The organism is Luteibacter sp. dw_328 (assembly GCF_018449605.1).
In the GTDB taxonomy this organism is placed as follows: Bacteria; Pseudomonadota; Gammaproteobacteria; order Xanthomonadales; family Rhodanobacteraceae; genus Luteibacter.
Window position 1 is genome coordinate 136,624 of sequence record NZ_JAAVUW010000006.1, and the last position, 21,507, is coordinate 158,130.

Annotated in this window: 17 protein-coding genes; 11 read left to right on the top strand and 6 right to left on the bottom strand. The window is 64.8% G+C overall.

Annotation, left to right across the window (positions count from 1 at the left end):
• The first annotated feature begins 93 nt into the window (after nucleotides 1–93).
• The 3 genes from HB634_RS15605 (at nucleotide 94) to HB634_RS15615 (ending at nucleotide 5,228) form a co-directional block, all read left to right on the top strand.
• Nucleotides 94–951, top strand: coding sequence for an NmrA family NAD(P)-binding protein (locus HB634_RS15605; RefSeq protein WP_213949211.1), 858 nt, complete (start codon nucleotides 94–96; stop codon nucleotides 949–951).
• Between the two features lie 41 nt (nucleotides 952–992).
• Nucleotides 993–2,672 carry an AMP-binding protein gene (locus tag HB634_RS15610; RefSeq protein WP_213949212.1) on the top strand — a complete coding sequence of 560 codons (1,680 nt, stop codon included), beginning with the start codon at nucleotides 993–995 and terminating at the stop codon, nucleotides 2,670–2,672.
• Nucleotides 2,673–2,765: 93 nt separating this feature from the next.
• Nucleotides 2,766–5,228, top strand: coding sequence for a membrane-bound PQQ-dependent dehydrogenase, glucose/quinate/shikimate family (locus HB634_RS15615; RefSeq protein WP_345777506.1), 2,463 nt, complete (start codon nucleotides 2,766–2,768; stop codon nucleotides 5,226–5,228).
• Nucleotides 5,229–5,293: 65 nt separating this feature from the next.
• Here the strand turns inward: HB634_RS15615 and HB634_RS15620 are convergent, their stop codons facing one another.
• The 6 genes from HB634_RS15620 to HB634_RS15645 are packed head-to-tail and all read right to left on the bottom strand — an operon-like array spanning nucleotide 5,294 to nucleotide 11,934.
• Nucleotides 5,294–5,869 (bottom strand): HD domain-containing protein, encoded by a 576-nt coding sequence (locus HB634_RS15620; protein ID WP_213949214.1) that lies wholly within the window; start codon nucleotides 5,867–5,869, stop codon nucleotides 5,294–5,296.
• Nucleotides 5,866–7,188: an MFS transporter gene (locus tag HB634_RS15625; RefSeq protein ID WP_063571805.1), complete on the bottom strand. Its 1,323-nt coding sequence runs from the start codon at nucleotides 7,186–7,188 to the stop codon at nucleotides 5,866–5,868. The genes HB634_RS15620 and HB634_RS15625 overlap by 4 nt, the downstream gene beginning before the upstream one ends.
• 10 nt (nucleotides 7,189–7,198) lie before the next feature.
• A complete protein-coding gene (locus HB634_RS15630) occupies nucleotides 7,199–8,857 on the bottom strand; it encodes a long-chain-fatty-acid--CoA ligase (RefSeq protein WP_213949215.1) in 1,659 nt (552 codons plus the stop codon).
• A gap of 38 nt (nucleotides 8,858–8,895) precedes the next feature.
• Nucleotides 8,896–9,891, bottom strand: a complete 996-nt coding sequence (locus HB634_RS15635) for an NADPH:quinone oxidoreductase family protein (RefSeq protein ID WP_213949216.1) — start codon at nucleotides 9,889–9,891, stop codon at nucleotides 8,896–8,898.
• Nucleotides 9,891–10,709 carry an IclR family transcriptional regulator gene (locus HB634_RS15640; RefSeq protein WP_063570430.1) on the bottom strand — a complete coding sequence of 273 codons (819 nt, stop codon included), beginning with the start codon at nucleotides 10,707–10,709 and terminating at the stop codon, nucleotides 9,891–9,893. Before HB634_RS15640 ends, HB634_RS15635 begins: the two co-directional genes overlap by 1 nt.
• Nucleotides 10,702–11,934 (bottom strand): acyl-CoA dehydrogenase family protein, encoded by a 1,233-nt coding sequence (locus HB634_RS15645; RefSeq protein WP_063570429.1) that lies wholly within the window; start codon nucleotides 11,932–11,934, stop codon nucleotides 10,702–10,704. Before HB634_RS15645 ends, HB634_RS15640 begins: the two co-directional genes overlap by 8 nt.
• A gap of 194 nt (nucleotides 11,935–12,128) precedes the next feature.
• Here HB634_RS15645 and HB634_RS15650 point away from each other — a divergent pair, with 194 nt between their 5' ends.
• The 8 genes from HB634_RS15650 to HB634_RS15685 are packed head-to-tail and all read left to right on the top strand — an operon-like array spanning nucleotide 12,129 to nucleotide 21,506.
• Complete coding sequence (locus tag HB634_RS15650) at nucleotides 12,129–12,845, top strand: 2-phosphosulfolactate phosphatase (protein WP_213949217.1); 717 nt, start codon at nucleotides 12,129–12,131, stop codon at nucleotides 12,843–12,845.
• Complete coding sequence (locus HB634_RS15655) at nucleotides 12,842–13,924, top strand: phosphotransferase (protein WP_213949218.1); 1,083 nt, start codon at nucleotides 12,842–12,844, stop codon at nucleotides 13,922–13,924. The genes HB634_RS15650 and HB634_RS15655 overlap by 4 nt, the downstream gene beginning before the upstream one ends.
• On the top strand, nucleotides 13,908–15,986 hold the full coding sequence (locus HB634_RS15660; protein ID WP_063570426.1) for a 3-hydroxyacyl-CoA dehydrogenase NAD-binding domain-containing protein: 2,079 nt from the start codon (nucleotides 13,908–13,910) through the stop codon (nucleotides 15,984–15,986). The genes HB634_RS15655 and HB634_RS15660 overlap by 17 nt, the downstream gene beginning before the upstream one ends.
• Nucleotides 15,987–16,030: 44 nt before the next feature.
• Nucleotides 16,031–17,209: an acetyl-CoA C-acyltransferase gene (locus HB634_RS15665; RefSeq protein ID WP_063570425.1), complete on the top strand. Its 1,179-nt coding sequence runs from the start codon at nucleotides 16,031–16,033 to the stop codon at nucleotides 17,207–17,209.
• A gap of 6 nt (nucleotides 17,210–17,215) precedes the next feature.
• A complete protein-coding gene (locus HB634_RS15670; protein ID WP_213949220.1) occupies nucleotides 17,216–19,042 on the top strand; it encodes an acyl-CoA dehydrogenase in 1,827 nt (608 codons plus the stop codon).
• Nucleotides 19,043–19,060: 18 nt separating this feature from the next.
• Nucleotides 19,061–19,840 carry an SDR family oxidoreductase gene (locus HB634_RS15675; protein WP_213949221.1) on the top strand — a complete coding sequence of 260 codons (780 nt, stop codon included), beginning with the start codon at nucleotides 19,061–19,063 and terminating at the stop codon, nucleotides 19,838–19,840.
• On the top strand, nucleotides 19,830–20,309 hold the full coding sequence (locus HB634_RS15680; RefSeq protein ID WP_345777507.1) for a MaoC family dehydratase: 480 nt from the start codon (nucleotides 19,830–19,832) through the stop codon (nucleotides 20,307–20,309). The genes HB634_RS15675 and HB634_RS15680 overlap by 11 nt, the downstream gene beginning before the upstream one ends.
• A 30-nt stretch (nucleotides 20,310–20,339) precedes the next feature.
• Entirely contained in the window at nucleotides 20,340–21,506 is a 1,167-nt protein-coding gene (locus tag HB634_RS15685) for an acyl-CoA dehydrogenase family protein (RefSeq protein WP_213949222.1), read from the top strand.
• Nucleotide 21,507: the final 1 nt, after the last annotated feature.

Genomic DNA, 21,507 nt, shown 5'->3' on the forward strand with positions numbered 1-21,507 from the left:
AAGATCACTAAACAACTGAGAATAAGTCGCTTCAGTCATTAGTCCCAGCGGCCTATCGTTCTCCTCGTCCCTATCAAAACGAGGAAAAACGCCATGTACGCCATTACCGGAATCACCGGCCAGGTCGGCACCGCCCTGGCTGACGCCCTGTTTGCCGCAGGCAAGCCTTTCCGCGCTGTGGTCCGCGATGCGGCCAAGGGAAAGGCCTTCGCCGACCGCGGTGCCGAGGTGGCCATCGCCGAGATCGACGATACCCCGGCGCTGGCGCGGGCCTTCGAAGGCGCCGAGGCGGTCTTCATCCTGCTCCCGCCCGTGTTCGATCCGTCGCCAGGCTACCCGGAGTCGAATCGCAGCATCGCGTCGATTCGGGACGGCCTGCTCGCCGCGCGGCCGGATCGCGTCGTGGTCCTGTCGACGGTCGGCGCGCATGCCACGGAAGAAAACCTGCTGTCGCAGCTGGGTCGGATGGAAGACGTCCTCGGCAAGCTGCCCATGCCGGTGACGTTCCTTCGCGCGGGCTGGTTCTTCGAGAACGCCCAATGGGACGTCGCCTCCGCACGCGACACGGGTGTTATCGACAGCTACCTCTACCCGCTCGACCGCAAGCTACCCATGGTCGCCACGAAGGACATCGGCGAGCTGGCCGCGAGACTGCTCGGTGAGACAACCACCTGCGTACGGGTGGTGGAGCTCGAAGGCCCGCAGCGCACCAGCCCGAACGACATCGCCGCCGCCTTTGCCAAGGCGCTCGGCCGCGACGTGACCGCTCGCGTTACGCCACGCGCCGGGTGGGAAGCGGGTTTCATCGCCCAGGGTATGACGAACCCGACACCACGCATGCGCATGCTTGATGGCTTCAACGAAGGGTGGATCGACTTCGAAGGGTCATCGTTGAAGGGTCCTACCGGCGTCGACGAGGTGATCGCCGGGTTGGTGAGTCGCGGCAGCTGACCTATCCTGCCTTGCAACGCCCCTGCTCGAGGAACGCCCGCATGGATCACGCCGCAAGTTATGTCCAGGGCGCGAGTGCCACGCCGCTGCTCGGTGAAACGGTCGGGGTCATGCTCGACCGTATCGCCGCGAGCTGGCCGGAGCGGCCGGCCCTGGTCGTTCGCCAGCAAGGCATCCGCTGGACCTATGGCGAGTTCCACGCCGAGGTCGAACGCGTTGCCGCCGGGCTGCTCGCGCTGGGCCTGGAGCCCGGCGACCGCATCGGCATCTGGGCACCCAACCGGGCCGAATGGGTAGTGGCGCAGTTCGCCGCACCCAAGGCGGGCCTGATCCTGGTCAACATCAATCCGGCCTATCGCTCTCACGAGCTGGCCTATTCGTTGAACAAGGTGGCCTGCCGCGCGCTGATCCTGCCGCGAGCTTTCAAGAGTTCGCACTACCTGGAGATTCTCGGCGGACTGGCGCCGGAGCTTGCGAGCTCCGAGCCTGGCGGACTGCGTGCGGCGGCGCTGCCGGATCTGCGGCACGTCATCCTGCTCGACGATGAGCCGGCGCCAGGCACGCGGCGCTGGGCGGATATCGCCGCCGACGCCGGGGCGCGGGCGACGCTTGCCGCGATCGAGACCAGGCTGTCCTTCGACGATCCGGTGAATATCCAGTTCACCTCGGGCACCACCGGTGCACCGAAGGGCGCGACGTTGACGCATCACAACATCGTCAACAACGGCTTCTTCATCGGCGAGGCCATGCGCCTGACCGAGCAGGATCGTCTCTGCATTCCCGTGCCCTTCTATCACTGCTTCGGCATGGTGCTCGGCAATCTCGCTTGCGTCACGCACGGTGCCTGCATGGTCATTCCGGGCGAGGGTTTCGATGCGCTCACCACGCTGGAAACCGTGGCCGAAGAACGATGTACGGGCCTTCATGGCGTGCCGACGATGTTCATCGCCGAACTGGAGCATCCACGTTTCCATGAGTTCGACCTCACCTCGCTTCGCACCGGCATCATGGCCGGCTCGCCGTGTCCCATCGAGATCATGCGGCGCGTCGTGCGCGACATGCACATGGCCGAGGTCACGATCGCCTACGGCATGACGGAAACGAGCCCGGTCAGTTTCCAGACCGTGGCCGAAGACCCCCTCGAACTGCGCGTATCCACGGTCGGAAGGATTCATCCGCACGTGGAGGTCAAGATCGTCGACGAGACGGGGCGTGTCGTGCCCCGAGGTGGCACCGGCGAACTGCTCACGCGTGGCTACTCGGTGATGCGCGGCTACTGGGCCGACGAAGCCAACACACGCGCCGCACTCGACGATGCTCGCTGGATGCACACAGGCGACCTCGCCACCATCGACGACGCCGGCTATTGCACCGTTGTCGGCCGCCTGAAGGACATGATCATCCGCGGTGGCGAGAACATCTATCCGCGCGAGATCGAAGAGTTCCTTTACGGCCACCCGGATATCCAGGACGTGCAGGTGTTCGGCGTGCCGGATGCGCGCCTGGGCGAGCAGGTCTGCGCATGGATCCGTCTGCGCGACGGCAGCGCCGTGTCGGCCGCCGCGATACAGGACTACTGTCGCCGGCATCTTGCTTACTTCAAGGTGCCGCACTTCGTGCGTTTCGTCGACGCCTTCCCGATGACGGTGACCGGGAAGGTGCAGAAATACCTGATGCGGGAAGCGATGATGGCCGAGCTTGCCGAAAACGCGAGCGCGTAAGAACGCGCGATGTGTCGTCTCTACTTCGGATTCACGCTGTGAGCACCACCCTGTCGCATAGGGGTGGGGTTACTGCTCATGGTGAGGCGACACGTGAAACGAGTCAGAAGATTTCATCCGGCAACGCTGTTCACGGCGTTTCTTTTTGCGCTGGCCGGTGTGGCCACCCTGTTAGGTGGCATCCGCCTCGTCAATCTCGGTGGCTCCATCTACTACCTGGTAGCCGGTGCGATCCTGCTGGTCGTGGCCATCCTGTTGCTGCTGCGACAGCGCCTGGCCGTCGGCCTCTACGCGCTCATGCTGATCGGCAGCGCCGCCTGGTCGGTGTGGGAAGTCCATTGGGATTTCTGGCAGCTGCTGCCGCGCCTCGACGTGTGGTTCGTGCTTGGCCTGTGGCTCTTGCTGCCATGGCCACGACGTGGCCTGGGCCGTGATCGTTACTACGACAGCGCCCGCGACACCGGTGGTGGCTTTCTTTTTGTCTCCCTGCTGATCGTTGCCGCCGTTGGCATCGTCGGCGTGTTCCATGTGGACCACGACCTGCCCGGCGAACTGCCCATGGCCGATGTCTCCGGCCCGCAGGGCGACCGCGCCGCGCGCGCGGATGGCGACTGGACCGACTATGGCAGTTCTCCTTACGGTCAACGCTATTCGCCGTTGACCCAGATCACGCCGGACAACGTCGGTCAGCTGCAGGTGGCGTGGAAGATCGAGACGGGCGACAAGGTCGGTCCGGACGATCCGACCGAAACGACCGCCGAGAACACCCCGCTTAAGATCGGCGACACCGTGTACCTTTGCACGCCGCATAGCCGCGTGATCGCCATCGATGCAGCCACGGGCCAGAAGCGCTGGGAGTTCGACCCGAAAATCCAGAGTCCCGTCGGCTTCAAGCACTGGGAGCACATGACCTGTCGCGGCGTCTCTTACCACGACGACGCGAAGTACGCGTCCGCCGTGATTCCCGCCCCGGCGACGACCGCCCCGGGTGTTCCCGCTGCCGCTTCCACGGCACCGCTGCCGCTGACGGCCACTGCGTCAGCGACATGCCCGCGTCGTCTGTTCCTGCCGACCGCCGATGCGCGCCTTATCGCGCTCAATGCGGACTCCGGTCAGCCCTGCACCGACTTCGGCGAGCAAGGCACGATCAACCTGCGTAGCAACATCGGACCGTTCACGCCGGGCGGCTACTACTCCACCTCGCCGCCGGCGGTGACGAAGGATCTCGTCATCATTGGCGGTCACGTCACCGATAACGAATCGACCAACGAGCCGTCCGGCGTGATTCGCGCCTACGATGTGCACGACGGTCACCTGGTGTGGAACTTCGATCCGGGCAACCCGGACGCGACCGCGCCGATCGGTCCCGATGGCATCTACACGCGTAACTCGCCGAATGTCTGGTCGCTCTTCAGCGTCGACGAGAACCTCGGCATGGTCTACCTGCCCATGGGCAACCAGACGCCCGACCAGTTCGCCGGCGGCCGCACGCCCACCTCCGAGAAGTTCGGCGCCGGTCTGGTCGCACTCGATATCGCGACGGGTAAGCTCAAGTGGAATTACCAGTTCACGCACCACGATTTGTGGGACATGGACGTGGGCGGCCAACCGACGCTCGTGGACCTGCAGACGGCCGACGGCGTGAAGCCGGCCGTGCTGGCGTCGACCAAGCAGGGCAGTGTGTACGTGCTCGACCGTCGCGACGGCACGCCGATCGTGCCGATCAACGAAGTGCCTCGCCCACAGGGCGCCGTCCCGGGCGATCACACCGCGCCGACCCAGCCGCTGTCCGACCTCAACTTTGCCCCGCCGCAGGTGCGCGAGCAGGACATGTGGGGCACGACGCCCTTCGACCAGCTCTGGTGCCGCGTGCGCTTCCGTTCGCTGCGCTATGAGGGCATGTTCACGCCGCCGTCCGAGCAGGGATCCCTGGTCTTCCCGGGTAACTTCGGCGTGTTCGACTGGGGCGGTGTGTCGGTGGACCCGACGCGCCAGCTCATGCTGATCAATCCCAGCTACATGGCCTTCCAGTCGAAGCTGATTCCGAAAGAAACGCTGGCCAGGATGGAAGTCGGTCCCGCGAAGAGCGAGACCGAGGGCGTGAAGAAGGCCGAGGGCATTCCTTACGGCATCGAACTCTCGGCATTCCTGTCGCCGCTGGGCATTCCCTGCCAGGCGCCGCCGTGGGGCTACGTGGCTGGCGTGGACCTGCGCAGTGGCAAGATGCTCTGGCGCCACAAGAACGGCACGATCATCGACAGCGCCCCGCTACCGATCCCGATGCCGCTCGGTGTCCCGAGCCTCGGCGGCATGGTCACCACAGCCGGTGGCGTGACCTTCCTCAGCGGTACGCTCGACTACTACGTCCGCGGTTACGACGTGCGTACGGGTAAGAAGCTGTGGGAATCGCGCCTGCCTGCGGGTGGCCAGGCCACGCCGATGACGTATGCGGACAGCAGTGGGCGTCAGTACCTGCTGGTGACGGCGGGTGGGCATGGCTCGCTGGGTACGAAGCAGGGCGACTGGGTTATCGCTTACGCGTTGCCTAAGCCATAAAGCATCGCCGCTGAAGCGGCTCCTACAGGGATGCTCTATGTAGGAGCCGATTCATCGGCGAGCTCTTAGCCCGAGTCACTCAGGTAGACACTGCGCCGCGGCGTCGCGAACAACCGACGCAACATGGGCTCGAACGTGGCAAGCGGCAGCGTCTCCGCCGAAGCGTCGAAGGCGGGACTGTCGTAGCGCTCGCAGAACTCGGCCGTGCGTGCGAAGTGCGGATGATCGGCGAACCGGTTGCGCATATTCCGGTCCAGGCCGACGTGGTGAAAAAAGTAGTAACCCTGGAAAATCCCGTGATGCTCGACCATCCAGAGGTTCGCCTCGCCCACGAAGGGCTTCAGGATCGCCGCAGCGATATCCGGATGATTGAAGCTGCCCAGCGTGTCGCCAATATCATGTAATAACGCGCAGACGACGTACTCCTCGTCCCGCCCGTCGCGAAACGCACGCGTTGCCGTCTGCAGCGAGTGGGTGTATCGATCGACCGGAAAACCGCCGAAGTCGCCACGCAGCAACTCGAGGTGGGCCATCACGCGGTCCGGCAAGGCGCGGGCGTAGTCCGCGAATTCACCAGCGATGATGCGCCAATCGTCCGCCGTGCCGTCGCGCATATGACTGAAGCCAGCGCGGGCGCTCATGCCCGCTGGGCCCGTTGTCGGTCCGCCTCGACGTGACGGCCGGTGATGAACCAGAGGCGGCTTGCGACAAAGCCGAACAGGCCGGCGATACCGATGCCGAAGGCGAGGCCGCGGTAGCCGCCGCCGACCGCATCCGAGAGTGTACCTACGAGGTATGGACCCCACGCGCCGCCCAGCAGGTAGAGCGCCATCATCGCGCCGCCCCAGGAGAGACCCTTGAGATGCGCCGGCACCACGTCCTGCGTGGTGGCCGCCACCGCGGGCAACGCCATGCCGACAAAGATGCTGTGCAGGGGCATCATTGCCGCGCAGAAAAGCATGAGCGCACGATTGCCGATATCGAGCGCGGCGAGAAGGACAAGCAACATGAAGACGGTGGCGATGGCGATGCTGATCGCCGCCAGGCGCATGCGTCCGTCGGGACGCTTCGTGTGCCAGCGGTCGGCGATCACGCCGCCGAGCAGCGGGCCGGCGAGACCGATGATTGTGACGACGCCCATGACCAGTCCGGCCTTGTCCTCCTTGATGTCATACGCACGCATCAGCAGGGCAGGGAACCAGGTGCCCACGGAGATCTGCAGCACCGCGTACATGCCCAAGCCGACGTAGAGCCAGCGCAGCGTCGGAATGGCCCAGAGTTCCCGAAGATTGCTCCACAGCGAGGCGTGGCGGAACGGCGTGCCATCCGCATTGCTCAGGCGATAGTCCTGCATGAACAAGGCGAGCACGCCAAGGATGACGCCGGGAATACCGAACACGTAGAACGGTGTTCGCCAGCCACCCGCATGCGCCGACAGGTAGCCGCCGAGGATCGCGCCAAGGATGATGCCGACCGTGATGAAGGTATTGAAGATGCCGAGTTTCCGGCCGCGTTGCGCCTCGGGGTATGACGCCGAGACGAGTGCCGTGCCGCCCGGAGCAAATCCCGCCTCACCGACGCCGACGCCGAAACGGGCGATCGCCAGCGCGAGCAGCCCCCCGGCAAATCCGGTCGCCAGGGTGAAGACGCTCCAGATGATCGCCATCATTGCGATGGTCTTGCGTCGGCTCCAGGTATCGATCAGGCGCGAGGTGGGCAGGGTGAAGAGGATGACGCCGATGAAGTACGCGGTGCCAGCCAGCCCGGCCTGTCCGTCAGTGAGGCCCAGATCGGCTTTCAGCGGCTGGAGCACCACCGACATGATCTGCCAGTCGGCGTAACGCACCGCGTAGAGCAGCGAGCAGACCGTGAGGACGTAAGTAGCCCGCGGACCACCTACCTCGAAACGTTCGCTTGTCGCCGTTGCCGGCACGGCGGCCTTGATGCCACTGCTTGCCATGGGAGTGCCCTCAACCGGCCGTGGACGTGGCATCGGCGAACTCGCGTTCCTGCAGTTCGCGCCACATGATCTTTCCCGTGCCGCTCTTCGGCAGGCGTTCGACGAATTCCACGGCCTGGGGCACCTTGTAGGCAGCCATATGCTGGCGCGCCCAGACGATGAGCGTGGCGGCATCCACTTCCTGCCCGGCGCGCGGCACGATCACGGCCTTGACGCCCTCACCGCGCTGCGCATCGCGAAAGCCGATCACACAGGCTTCCTGCACGGCGGGATGCGCATAGAGCAGACTTTCCACCTCGGCCGGCCAGACCTTGTAGCCCGAAGCGTTGATCATGCGTTTCAGGCGGTCGACCAGGAAGAAGTAACCGTCTTCGTCGACGTAGCCGAGATCGCCACTACGGAAATAGCGCATTCCGTCAACGACGCAGAACGCCGCTTCGGTGGCCTCTGGCTTGTTCCAGTAGCCGAGGAAGACCTGCGGGCCCCGGATAAGAATCTCGCCGACCTCACCCTCGGCAAGAACGCGGAGTGACTCGGGATCGACGACGATCGAGTCGGTATCCTGGATCGGCACGCCCAGGCACTGCGACTTCGGATGGTGCGCGGGATTGGTGTGCGTGGTGGCGATGGTCTCGGAAAGTCCGTAACCCTCGATATACGGAATGCCCCAGAGCGCATGGATCTTCTCGGCGACGGCCTTGGGCATCGCTGCGCCACCGCCGGTAAGGAGCTTCAGGGAGCTGACATCGACACGGTCGAGGTCGGGTTGGGCAAGGAAGTCGAACAGCATGGTCGGGATCGCCGTCCACGTGCTGACCCGGTAACGTTCGATAAGCATGGCCGCGCAACGCCGGTCCCAGCGCGTCATGATCACCATGGTCGCGCCGCCGAAGATCACCGCGTTCACGCCCAGCTGCAGGCCGGTGACATGGAACATGGGCAAGGCTGCCAGGCAGACCTGGTCTTTTGGAATGCGGCTGAATTCCGCGCTGCCCACAGCCGCGTGCATGACACTGGCATGCGTATGCATGCAGCCCTTCGGCGTGCCCGTAGTACCGGAGGTGTAGGGTATGACCGAGAGATCGTCGGCGACGACAGTGACCGGTTCGAGCTTCGCGTCGGCGGTCATCGCCTCCTGCCAGCCGACGACGCCGTCGAACGCGACGCGCGGGGCAGCTACCACCTCCGGCACGGGAAGATCGCTGGCGACGGCGCGGTACTCGCCGTAGCAGGCCGCAAGCGCGTGCGTCAGTTCATTGCCCAGGAGCGGAAGGATGCCTTGTGCGAGCTCCTGACCGAAGATCGCAACGCGCGCGCCGCTGTCGCCAACGATGTTTCGCACCTCCTCCAGCAGGTTCATGGTGTTGACGGGAACCACGACGCCACCGGCGCGCAGGATGGCGTAGAACGCAATGACGAACTGCGGGCTGTTCTGCATGAACAGGGCAACCCGGTCACCCTTCGTCACGCCCATGCTCGACTGCAGGAAACCCGCCAGCGTGTCGACCTCGCGACGCAGCGTCGCGTAAGTGATGTCGTTACCGTAGTAGGCGATGGCGATGCTATCGGGATAGCGTGTCGCCGATACTTCCAGGTTGTAGTAGAGCGACGTGCGCGGAAGTGCCAGATGCTGCGGCAGGCCCGGCGGCCAGAAAGTCACATTCTTCATTGGTACCCCTCTCCCCAAGAATCGTGTTGTCGCCGTGGTCAGTCGACCTGCTGCGGCAGGATCATAAGCTTGCCCACGGCTTCGCGGGCGAGCAGCGCATCGAGCGCGTCCGCCGCTCGCGAGAGCGGGTAGCGTCGCGAGATATGTGGGTGGATCTGTCGCTCGCGCAGCCACGTGAGCAGCTGCTTCATGTTCGCTGCGTTGAGAGCGGGCTCACGGCGCACGAAGTCGCCCCAGAACACGCCGACGAGCGAGCTGCCCTTGAGCAGAAGCAGGTTGATCGGGATCTTAGGGATCTCGCCCGCAGCGAAACCGACGACGAGGTAACGACCCCGCCAGCCCACGCTGCGTAGCGCAGGGTCGGCGAAGTCACCGCCCACCGGGTCGTAGACCACGTCGACCCCGCGCCCGCCCGTGAGCGCTTTAACGCGCTCACGCAGGTCTTCGCGTGTGTAATCGATCGTTTCGTCGGCGCCATGCTCGCGTGCGGCGGTCAGCTTGGCTTCGTTCGACGCGGCAGCGATGACGCGCAAGCCGAGCAGCTTGCCTATCTCTACCGCGGCGATACCGACGCCGCCGCCGGCACCCAACACGAGCAGCGTCTCGCCCGGCTGGGCCTGGGCGCGATCCTTCAAGGCATGCAGGGACGTGCCGTAGGTGAGCACGAAGCTACCGGCGACCTCGAGTTCGTCGTCGGCGATGTCGCGCGGTAACGGCAGCACATGTGTGGCGTCGACGACGACTTCCTGCGCATAAGCGCCGTAAGGCGTCAGGCCGACGATCTTGTCGCCGACCGTGAGGTGGCTCACGTCGGCACCGACGGCAATGATTTCGCCGGAAAGCTCGCCGCCCGGTGAGAAGGGAAATTCCGGCCGAAACTGGTACTTCCCCGCGACGATCAGCGCATCGGGGAAATTCACCGCCGCAGCCCGTGTTCGCACCAGCACCTGGGCAGCCCCGGGCACGGGCGAGGGCAGGTCGCGGAGGACCAGCGAGGACGGCGCTCCCCAGGCATCGCAAACGATGGCTTTCATCAGAGCCGTCCCCGCATGACGTGGGTGACCTTGTCGCGTAATGCGACGAGCTTCGGGCCGAAGTCGTCGACCAGCTTCTCGCGCGTCACCATGGCTACGCGACCGCTGACGTTCAACGCCAGCGTGCGGCCGCCATCGGCGGAAACCATCGGGACACCGACCGCGAAAATCTCTGGATTCCAGTCGCCGAGCGAGAAACAAAACCCGTAATGCTCATAGTCCTGGCGCGCCCGGACGATGCCGGACCGGATCCTGGGCCAGTAGCCCGGCTCGCATTCCATCTCCAGTTCCATGAGGTGGCGGTTGAACATGTCGATCGGTCGCGCCGCGAGGTCGGCGCGGCCCAGCGCCGTCGAGCCATGCGGCACGCGTGCGCCCACGGCGAGTTTCATCTCGAAGGAGGGATCTCCCTGGCATACCTCGAGCAGGACCATGCGGCCGCGGTCGGCCTCGCCGAGCATGACTGCCGACTGCGTGTACTCGGCCAGTTCCATCATCAGGGGGCGAGCGACCGCAACGACGTCGTTGGCGCGCATATAGGCGTGGCCCAGCGACAGCAATGCGGTACCGAGGGAATACTTCTCGAGGATCTCGGAGTAACTGAGGTAGCCGAGCTGGGCGAGGGTGAAGGTGAGACGGGAAACGGTCGCCTTGGGCAGTCCGGTCTGTGCTGAGATGTCGCGGTTGCCGAGATACTTCGACCCGTATTCGAAACAACGCAGGATCGAAAACGCGCGGGCTACCGCGCTGACGAACTGCGGATCGTTCTCGTCAATCGCCAGGCTCAGTGTGTCGATCTTGCGCTTGGGGTTACCCATGGGCTTGTCCTGCGTAGTGCGCCAGCTCGAGGCGGGCGATCGTGCCGTTGTGAACTTCATCCGGGCCATCGGCCAGCCGAAGCGAGCGGATGCCTGCATAGCTTCCGGCAAGCGGGAAGTCATCGCTGACGCCGGCGCCACCGTGCGCCTGGATCGCCCAGTCGATGATCTGGCAGGCCATGGTCGGGGCCACCGCCTTGATCATGGCAATCTCCCGCCGTGCCACCTTGTTGCCGACGGTGTCCATCATGTACGCGGCTTTCAACGTGAGCAGACGTGCCTGCTCGATCATGCAGCGCGACTGCGCGATGCGTTCATGCCACACCGACTGCTCGGCGAGGCGCTTACCGAAGGCGACGCGACTTTGCACGCGGCGACAGAGCAGTTCGAGCGCGCGTTCCGCCGCGCCGATCGTGCGCATGCAGTGATGTATACGACCCGGGCCGAGACGCCCCTGGGCAATTTCAAAGCCGCGCCCCTCACCCAGTAGAAGGTGGTCGGCAGGAACGCGCACGTCGTGCAGATCGATCTCCATGTGGCCATGCGGTGCGTCGTCGTAGCCAAAAACGGTGAGCGCGCGGAGTGTCCGGACACCCGACGTCTGGGCCGGCACCAGGATCATCGATTGCTGCTGATGGGTGGCCGCGGCCGGGTCGGTCTTGCCCATGACGATGTACAGCGTGCAGCGCGGATCGCCCGCGCCCGACGAGAACCACTTGCGTCCGTTGATGACGTAGCTGTCGCCGTCCCGGCGAATCGAGCACTCGATGTTGGTCGCGTCCGACGAGGCCACGGATGGCTCGGTCATCAGGAACGCGGAGCGGATATCGCCGGCCAGGAGCGGTTCCAGCCACTGGGTTTTCTGGGCCTCGCTGCCGTAGCGCTCCAGCGTTTCCATGTTGCCCGTATCGGGCGCGGAGCAGTTGAACACCTCGGCCGCCCAGTACACACGTCCCATGATTTCGCTGAGGGGGGCGTATTCCAGGTTCGAAAGACCTTGCGGCGCGCGTTCGGATCGCGGCAGGAACAGGTTCCACAAGCCCTGTTCCCTGGCACGCTGCTTCAGCGGCTCGAGCAACTGCAGCGGAAGCCAGGGGTTGCCGGCAGCGCGATTGCGCTGGATTTCCTCGTGGTAAGCCGCTTCGCTCGGGTAGATGAACTCGTCGAAGAAGGCCAACAAGCGGGCACGCAGTTCTTCGACCTTCGGGGTGAACGAGAAATCCATGCCGCATCCTGTGTGGGAGCTAAGGCTTAAGTTCCGTCAGACGGAACATCATTCCACGTCTGCCGCCCATCCTAGAACCGGTGATCCGCTCTTGACAATGGGGGTGCGCATCTATTCTTCTGCACCCCATCGCCTCGTAAGTCATTCATTTCAGAACAGTGTTCCGTCTAGCGGAACTTGGAGCGAAACACCGCATGCCGAAGCTGCACGTGTTGCTCAAGAAGGAAGAGCTGGATCCCGCCCGCCTCGCGGACAAGGTGGTGATCGTGCTCGACGTGCTGTTTGCCACCTCGACGATCGTGCACGCGTTCGGTCAGGGACTCGACGCGTTATGGCCTGCACGGGACGCCGACGACGCGCGGCGCATCGCTGACGGCCTGGACGAACCAGCGCTCGCCGGCGAGTATCTCGCCGACGAACTGCCGGGCTTCGGGCCCGCGACGCCCCTGGCGTTGTCTCGAACACCGCTCGGAGGTACGACACTGGTGTATGCGACGACCAACGGTACCGTCGCGCTCAATGGCGCAGCAGGGGCGGCCCACGTCTACGCCGGCGCCCTGTTGAACGGCGACGCCCTGGTATCCCATGTGGTCGCGGCACATCCCGAGGCTAATGTCCTGCTCGTGTGCGCAGGCTCGATGAATCATTTCAACCTCGAAGACTTCTACGGCGCCGGTCATCTCGCTGCGCATTTCGAGCGGAGCGGCCACTACAAACTTTCCGATGCCGCTCTCGCGGCGCTCCTCCTCTACCGGGGATGCGACGCGGGTACCGCACTGGGCCAGTCACGCGTGGGCCGCATGATGCGAGCTCATGGCTTGCAGCACGAAGTCGATTACGCGGCGCAGTCCGACACGCTGGCCGTCGTACCCGAGCTGCTCAACGGTTGCCTGCGCGCCGTGGTCGCATGAGCACGTCACTGTCCGACGCCACCATCCCGTTCGATGCCGCTGTGCTGGAGCGCTGGCTCACCAGTCACGTCGATGGCTTCGCGGGCCCCTTGAAGATATCCCGGTTCAAGGTGGGACAGTCAAATCCGTCCTATCTCCTGGACACGCCTTCCTCACGCTACGTGATGCGAACGAAGCCGGCACCGGCGGCGAAGCTGTTGCCGTCCGCGCATGCGATCGACCGCGAGTTCCGTGTGCAGTCTGCGTTGTTCGGCAGCGACGTCCCCGTGGCGAAGATGTATCGCCTGTGCGAAGACGAATCGATCATCGGGCGTGCCTTCTACATCATGGACTTCGTCGAAGGACGGATCTTCTGGGAGCAATCCCTGCCCGGCGTGCCGGCGGAGGAGCGGCACGCAATCTATGTCGAACTCAATCGCGTCATCGCCGCGTTGCACGGCCTGGACGTGGCCGCGCTCGGCCTCGGCGACTACGGCAAAGCCGGCAACTACTTCGTTCGCCAGGTCGACCGCTGGACGCGGCAGTACCGCGCTTGTGAGCTACAGCGTATCGACGCGATGGAGCGCCTGATCGAATGGCTCCCGGCGAACATTCCGTCCGAAGAGACGCCGCAGGTGTCGCTCGTCCACGGCGACTACCGTATCGACAACGTCATCTTCCACCCGACCGAGCCGCGCATCCTCGCGGTCATCGACTGGGAACTCTCGACACTGGGTCACCCCCTCGCCGATTTCGCCTACCACCTGATGAGCTGGCACATGCCACAGGGCGCGCTGCGCGGGCTGCGCGATCTCGACCTGGCGGCGCTCGGCATTCCGGACGAGGCGACCTACATCGCGATGTACCGCGAACGTACCGGCGCCGCGGAAGCCGACTGGAACTATTTCCTCGCTTATAACGTGTTCCGTCTCGCCGCCATCGTCCAGGGCATCGCCAAGCGTGCCAGCGAAGGCATCGCCAGCAATTCCACGGGCAACGAACACGCACAGTACGTCGAGCCGCTCGCCGAGCTCGCCTGGTCTTTCGCTCGCAAGCTCCCATTCGATAAAGGGTCCACAGCACATGTCCGTCACGTATGAAATCCGCGGCGACGTCGCGGTACTGCGCATGTCCAACCCGCCGGTCAACGGCCTGGGTATCGCTACCCGCCGTGGCCTCGTCGAATCGCTCGATCGCGCCCTTGACGACGATGCCGTTCGTGCCGTCGTCGTTACCGGTGATGCGCGCGCCTTCTCGGGCGGCGCCGATATTCGTGAGTTCAACAAGCCGGAGGCATCGCAGGAACCGACCCTGCCGACGGTGATCGCTCGCTTCGAGCGCAGCACCAAGCCGCTCGTCGCGGCCATCGAAGGTCTCGCGCTTGGCGGTGGACTCGAGCTGGCGCTGGGTATGAATGCGCGTGTGGCCGACAGTGCGGCACTCATCGGCCTGCCCGAAGTAAAGCTGGGCATCCTGCCGGGGGCCGGTGGTACGCAGCGGTTCCCGCGCGCGGCGGGGCTCGAGGTTGCGCTAAACATGATCGTCTCGGGCGAGCCGGTGAAGGCGAAGCGGCTGGCCGCCACACGGTTGTTCGAGAAGCTGGTCGATTCGGACACCGTTGGGGCAGCCGTCGAGGTGGCGCGTGGCATGGTCGGTGGATCGCTGCCCCGTGTGCGCGACATGCGTGTCGAACATCCGAACCCTGAAGGTTTTCTCGGCTTCGCACGAGGTGCCGTGGCTGCGGCAGCCGCCAGCTATCCCGCGCCGCTCAAATGCATCGATGCCATCGAGGCGGCTGTGAAGCGAAGCTTCGACGAAGGCATCCTCGTCGAGCGCGAAGCCTTTGCCGTGCTGGTCAACACGCCGGAATCGAAGGCCTTGCGGCACGTGTTCTTCAGCGATCGTGCCGCCAGCAAGATTCCCGACGTGGCCTCGGATACGCCGCAACGCGAGGTCCGCCGCGTCGGCGTGATCGGCGCCGGCACCATGGGCGGCGGCATCACCATGAACTTCCTCAACGCCGGTATCCCGGTAACGCTGCTGGAAACGGCACAGGAACCGCTCGACCGAGGTCTCGGCACGATACGCAGGAACTACGAGAGCAGCGCGAAGAAGGGCAAGCTCACGGCGGAACAGGTCGAGCAGCGCCTGGGTCTGCTGACGCCGACGCTTCGCTACGAAGATCTCGCCGATGCCGACCTGATCATCGAGGCGGTCTTCGAGGATTACGCCGTGAAGAAGGCGGTTTTCGAGAAGCTCGACGCCGTGGCGAAGCCTGGGGCGATCCTTGCCAGCAACACCTCCACGCTCGACGTGAACCGGATCGCCGCACTGACCGCACGGCCGGAGAGTGTCGTCGGCATGCATTTCTTCAGCCCGGCCAACATCATGAAGTTGCTCGAGGTTGTGCGCGGATCGGCGACGGCAAAGGATGTCCTCGCTACCGTGATGGCTATCGCAAAGAAGATCGGCAAGACGGCCGTCGTTTCCGGCGTGTGCGACGGCTTCATCGGCAATCGCATGATCGAGCAGTACGGCCGGCAGGCAGGCTTCCTGCTGGAAGAGGGCGCCACGCCGCAGCAGATCGATCACGCGGCGGAATCCTTCGGCTTCGCCATGGGGCCTTTCCGCATGAGCGATCTCGCCGGCAACGATATCGGTTGGGCGATCCGCAAGCGCCGGCTCGTCGAGCAACCGGATCTGATCTATTCCAAAACCGCCGACCTGCTGTGCGAGATGGGCCGCTTCGGCCAGAAGGCAGGCAAGGGTTGGTACGACTACAAGCCCGGCGACCGCAAGGCTTACCCCTCGGCGGAAGTCGAGGCGATGGTCGCCGAGTACGCAAGGGGCATTGGCGTGCCGCCGCGCGACATCCCCGATAGCGAGATCGTCGAGCGCCTCGTCTACGCCCTCGTGAACGAAGGTGCACGCATCCTCGAAGAGGGCATCGCGGCCCGCGCCTCGGATATCGACGTCGTCTATCTCTACGGTTACGGCTTCCCGGTATGGCGTGGTGGCCCGATGTTCCATGCGGACAGTGTCGGACTGTTCAACGTCCTCGCCTCGATGCGCAGGTTCGCCAAGGGCCACCAGGGCAGCGACTGGGAGCCGGCACCCCTGCTGGTGAAGCTCGCCGCCGAGGGCGGCTCGTTCAACGGCTGAGACGCCACCGTCGCCATTCCACGCCTTTGCATCGGGATATTCACGTGAAAGAAGCTGTCATCGTTTCCACCGCTCGCACCGCGCTGGCCAAGAGCTGGAAGGGCGCCCTCAACATGACCCACGGCGCCACGCTGGGTGGCCACGTGGTTGAACACGCGGTCGCGCGCGCCGGCATCGAACCGGGCGAGGTCGAAGATGTACTGATGGGCTGCGCCAATCCGGAAGGTGCGACAGGCGTCAACATCGCCAGGCAGATCGCCTTGCGCGCGGGCCTGCCGGTGAGCGTGCCCGGCGCCACCGTGAACCGCTTCTGTTCGTCGGGGCTACAGACCATCGCCATGGCGGCGCAGCGGATCATCGCTGGCGAAGGCGAGATCCACGTGGCCGGCGGCGTCGAGAGCATCTCCTGCGTGCAGCCGTTCATCAACCAGCACATGCTCACCGAGGGCTGGCTGCTCGACAACAAGCCGGCGATCTACTGGTCGATGCTGCAGACCGCCGAGACCGTGGCCAAGCGCTACGGCATTTCGCGCGAGCGTCAGGACCGCTACGGTGCCGAGAGCCAGCGCCGCGCCGCGGAGGCGGCGGCAGCGGGTCGCTTCGACAAGGAAATCGTGCCGATCACCGTGCTTGCCGGCGTGGCCGATCCCGAAACACGACAGTTGCTAACGCGCGAGGTCACGCTCACGGCCGACGAGGGTATCCGTGCCGATACGACGTACGAAGGCGTGTCGAAGATTCGTCCGGCACTCCCGGGCGGCGTCATCGCCGCAGGTAATGCCAGCCAGTTCTCTGATGGCGCTTCGGCAGCCGTATTGATGGATGCCGCACTCGCCGAGCGCAAGGGACTGTCGCCACTGGGTATCTTCCGCGGCTTTGCGGTCGCCGGCTGTGAGCCCGACGAAATGGGCGTGGGCCCGATCTATGCGGTGCCCAAGCTGCTCCGGCGCGCGGGTCTGACGGTCGATGACATCGGCCTTTGGGAACTGAACGAGGCCTTCGCCGTACAGGTGCTCTACTGCATGGACACGTTGGGCATCCCCCACGACAGGCTCAACGTGGACGGCGGCGCGATTGCCGTCGGGCATCCGTATGGTGTGAGCGGTGCGCGACTGGTCGGTCATGCCCTCATCGAAGGCAAGCGGCGAGGCGTGAAGTACGTTGTCGTCACCATGTGCGTCGGTGGCGGCCAGGGTGCGGCCGGCCTGTTCGAAGTGGTCTGACCTTCGATGACCTCCCTGCTCCTCTCCCGCCGCGACATCGAGTTTCTTCTTTACGAATGGCTCGACGTGCCGGCACTCGCGGCGACACCGCGCTACGCCGGCCATGACCGCGCCACCTTCGACGCCGTGCTCGATACCTACGAGCAGATCGCGACCGACTACTTCGCCCCGCACTACAAGAAGGCCGACGAACACGAGCCGACGTTCGACGGCGAGAAGGTAAGACTGATCGACGAGGTCGCGCCCGCGCTGCACGCCTTCATCGACGCCGGACTGATGCTGGCCGGCCAGGATGCGGACATCGGTGGCATGCAGCTGCCGATGGTCGTCGCGACGGCCGGCATGGCCTACCTCTACGCGGCGAACGTGGGTACAACGGCGTATCCCTTGCTCACGCTGGGCAACGCCAATCTCCTGCTGGCGCATGGCAACCCGGCGCAGATCCGCACCTTCGTCGAGCCCGAACTGCAGGGCCGGTTCCACGGCACCATGTGTCTCTCCGAACCGCAGGCAGGGTCGTCGCTCTCGGATATCCGCACGCGTGCCGAGTACGACGGCGAGTCGGCCCTGGGTCCGCGTTATCGCGTGTTCGGCAACAAGATGTGGATCTCCGGCGGCGACCACGAACTCTCCGAAAACATCGTTCATCTGGTGCTGGCGAAGATACCCGGACCCGATGGCCAGCTGATTCCCGGCGTGCGTGGTATCTCGCTGCTCGTCGTGCCCAAGTTTCTGGTCGACGAAGACGGCAAACTCGGCGAACGCAACGATGTGCGCCTCGCAGGCATCAATCACAAAATGGGTTACCGCGGGACGGTGAACTGCCTGCTCAATTTCGGCGAAGGCACACGCCACACGCCGGAAGGGAAGGGTGGTGCCATCGGCTACCTCGTCGGTGAGGCCCATCACGGCCTCGCCTATATGTTCCACATGATGAACGAGGCACGGATCGGCGTCGGGCTTGGCGCCGTGGCGCTGGGGTATACGGGCTACCTGCACGCGCTCGACTATGCCCGGCAGCGCCCGCAGGGGCGTCCGCCGGGTGCGGCAGGCAAAGACCCGACCACGCCCCAGGTACGCATCGTCGAGCACGCCGATATCCGCCGCATGCTGCTTGCGCAGAAGGCCTATGTGGAAGGCGGTCTCGCTTTCACGCTGTACTGCGCTCGTCTTGTCGACGAGGCCGCCACGGCGGCCGATACCACGGAGCGGGCGGCGATCATCCAGCTGCTCGATATCCTTACGCCTATTGCCAAGAGCTGGCCGGCCCAGTGGTGCCTCGCGGCCAACGACCTCGCCATCCAGGTGCACGGCGGATACGGCTACACCCGCGAATACAAGGTGGAACAGTTCTGGCGCGATAATCGCCTGAACGCGATCCATGAGGGGACCCATGGCATCCAGGCCATGGACCTGCTCGGGCGCAAGGTGGTCATGAACGACGGCGCCGCCTTTGCCGCCTTCGCCGCGCGCGTGAATGGCGCCATCGATCGCGCCGTGGCGAGGCCGGCACTCGAGGGCGACGCGCTGGCGTTGCGCGCACGACTGCAGCGTCTGGGCGAGGTCACCCGCCAGCTCTGGTCAACCGGCGACATCCAGCTGACACTAGCCAATGCCAGTCTCTATCTCGAAGCATTCGGGCATATCGCCATCACCTGGATCTGGCTCGAACAGGCACTGGTCGCAGCGGATCGGGCCGGTGACTTCTACGAGGGCAAGCGCCGTGCCGCGCGGTACTTCTTCCGCTGGGAATCGCCCCGCGTGGATGCACAGCTCGACCTGCTCGCGAGTCTGGATCGCACGCCGCTGGACATGCACGACGACTTCTTCTGATCGCAAGGACTCTCCATCGTGAACGACAGATCCCTTTTTGACCTCAGCGGCAAGACCGCCCTCGTTACCGGCGGCTCTCGCGGGCTAGGCCTGCAGATTGCCGAAGCACTCGGTGCATACGGTGCACGGCTGATGATTTCCGCGCGCAAGGCCGACGAACTCGAGCAGGCAGCCACCCATCTTCGCGGTCGTGGTATCTCCGTCGATGTCTTCGCCGCCGACGTTTCCAGGGAAACCGACGTGACTGCGCTCGCCGATGCCGCACTGGCACAGATGAGCCACGTCGATATCCTGATAAACAATGCGGGCGCCAGCTGGGGCGCGCCCGCCGAGTCGCATCCGCTCGAGGCATGGGACAAAGTGTTCAACCTCAACGTGCGCGGTCTGTTCCTGCTGAGCCAGCGCATCGCGCGGGACTCGATGATTCCGCGTCGCTATGGCCGCGTCATCAATGTCGCCTCGGTGGCCGGCTTGCGTGGCAACCCACCGGGAACCATGCAGACCATCGCGTATAACGCCAGCAAGGGTGCCGTCGTGAATCTCACGCGTGCGCTCGCCGGCGAATGGGGCGTGCACGGCATTACCGTGAATGCCCTGGCCCCCGGGTTCTTTCCGTCGAGAATGTCAGAGAAGCTGATCCTCGCCCTGGGTGAGGAGGCGTTGATCGCCCAGTCGCCCTTGCGGCGCCTCGGCGACGACGAGGACCTGAAAGGCGCGGCCTTGCTCTTCGCGTCCGATGCGGGCAAGCACATCACCGGGCAGATCCTCGCTATCGACGGTGGCCAGAGTGCCGTCTGACGGCGGCGGCCTGCGCATCGTCGACAGCCTCGAGGCGCTCGCGTCCCTCGCCGGTCACGATGTGGCCGTGAGTGAGTGGCTGCGCATCGATCAGGAGCGCGTCCAGGGCTTCGCCGATGCAACGGGCGACCAGCAATGGATCCATACCGATCCGGAGCGCGCGACCCGCGAGTCGCCCTTTGGCGGTACCGTCGCGCATGGTTACCTCACACTGTCCCTGCTGCCCGCGATGTTCGAGTCCACCATCCGTATCGATGGCATCCGCATGGCCGTGAACTACGGCCTGGACCGCGTCCGGTTTCCGGCCCCGGTGCGTGTCGGTGCACGTATTCGCGCCCACCTCGTCCTCGATCGCGTCGAGCCTGTCACCGGTGGCGTCCAGGCGTTCTGGACCGCATCGGTCGAGATCGACGGGGGCGACAAGCCCGCCTGCGTCGCGCAGATGCTCGTTCGCTATTACCCTACCTGACGACTGCGCCCCAACGGCGCCGGAGTTTCCATGGATCTCGATTTCAGTCCCGACGAACTGGCCTTCCGCGACGAGGTACGTCAGTTCCTCGCAACCAGCCTGCCTGCCGAAATTCGCGACCGCATGCGACGTGCGGACGAGAGCCACGTGCGCGAAGACATCCTCGCCTGGCAACGCCTCTTGCATGCCCGCGGGTGGGGCGCTCCCGCCTGGCCTGCGGACTTCGGTGGCACGGGCTGGAGCAAGACCCAGCAGTACATCTTCGAGAACGAATGCTCGCTGGCGGATGCACCGATGCAGCTGGCCTTCGGCGTGAAGATGGTCGCGCCCGTCCTGATGCGCTACGGCAGTGCCGAACAACAGGCACGATTCCTTCCCGGCATCATCGAGGGGAAAGACTGGTGGTGCCAGGGTTACTCGGAACCCGGCTCGGGTTCGGATCTCGCTTCGCTGAAGATGAAGGCCGAGCGCGACGGCGACGAGTACGTGTTGAACGGGCAGAAGGTCTGGAACACGCTCGGCCAGTTCGCCGACTGGATCTTCTGCCTGGTGCGGACGGATCCCACGGTCAAGCCACAGAAGGGCATCTCCTTCATCCTCGTCGATATGAAGTCGCCGGGCATCACGGTGAGGCCGACGCGGCTTCTCGACGGTACCTTCGAAGTCAACGAGATCTGGTTCGACAACGTCCGGGTGCCGGCGGAGAACCTCATCGGCGAGGAAAATCTCGGCTGGACGTATGCGAAGTTCCTGCTCGGTCACGAGCGCACCAACATCGCCGGCATCGGGGCGAGCAAGCGTGGCCTGCAGCGGCTTCGGGAAGTCGCCGCCCGCCTGGCGCGCAACGGACGGAACCGGCTGCACGACCCCGTTTTCGCGACCCGCGTCGCCCAGGTCGAGATGGAACTGCGTGCGCTTGAAATCACCAACCTTCGGGTCATCTTTGCCGAAGCGCGCAACCACGCGCCCGGGCCGGAAGCATCGATGCTGAAGATCCGCGGCACCGAAATCCTTCAACGCATCTCCGAACTGCATGTGGACCTGCTGGGTGCCAGTGCGCTGGGACTCGATGCCGATGGCGACGACGAGGCGCTCCAGGCGACCCGTGCTTACCTCAACCTGCGCAAGCTGAGCATCTTCGGCGGATCCAACGAGATCCAGCGCAACATCATCGCCCACATGATTCTCGGTCTCTAGG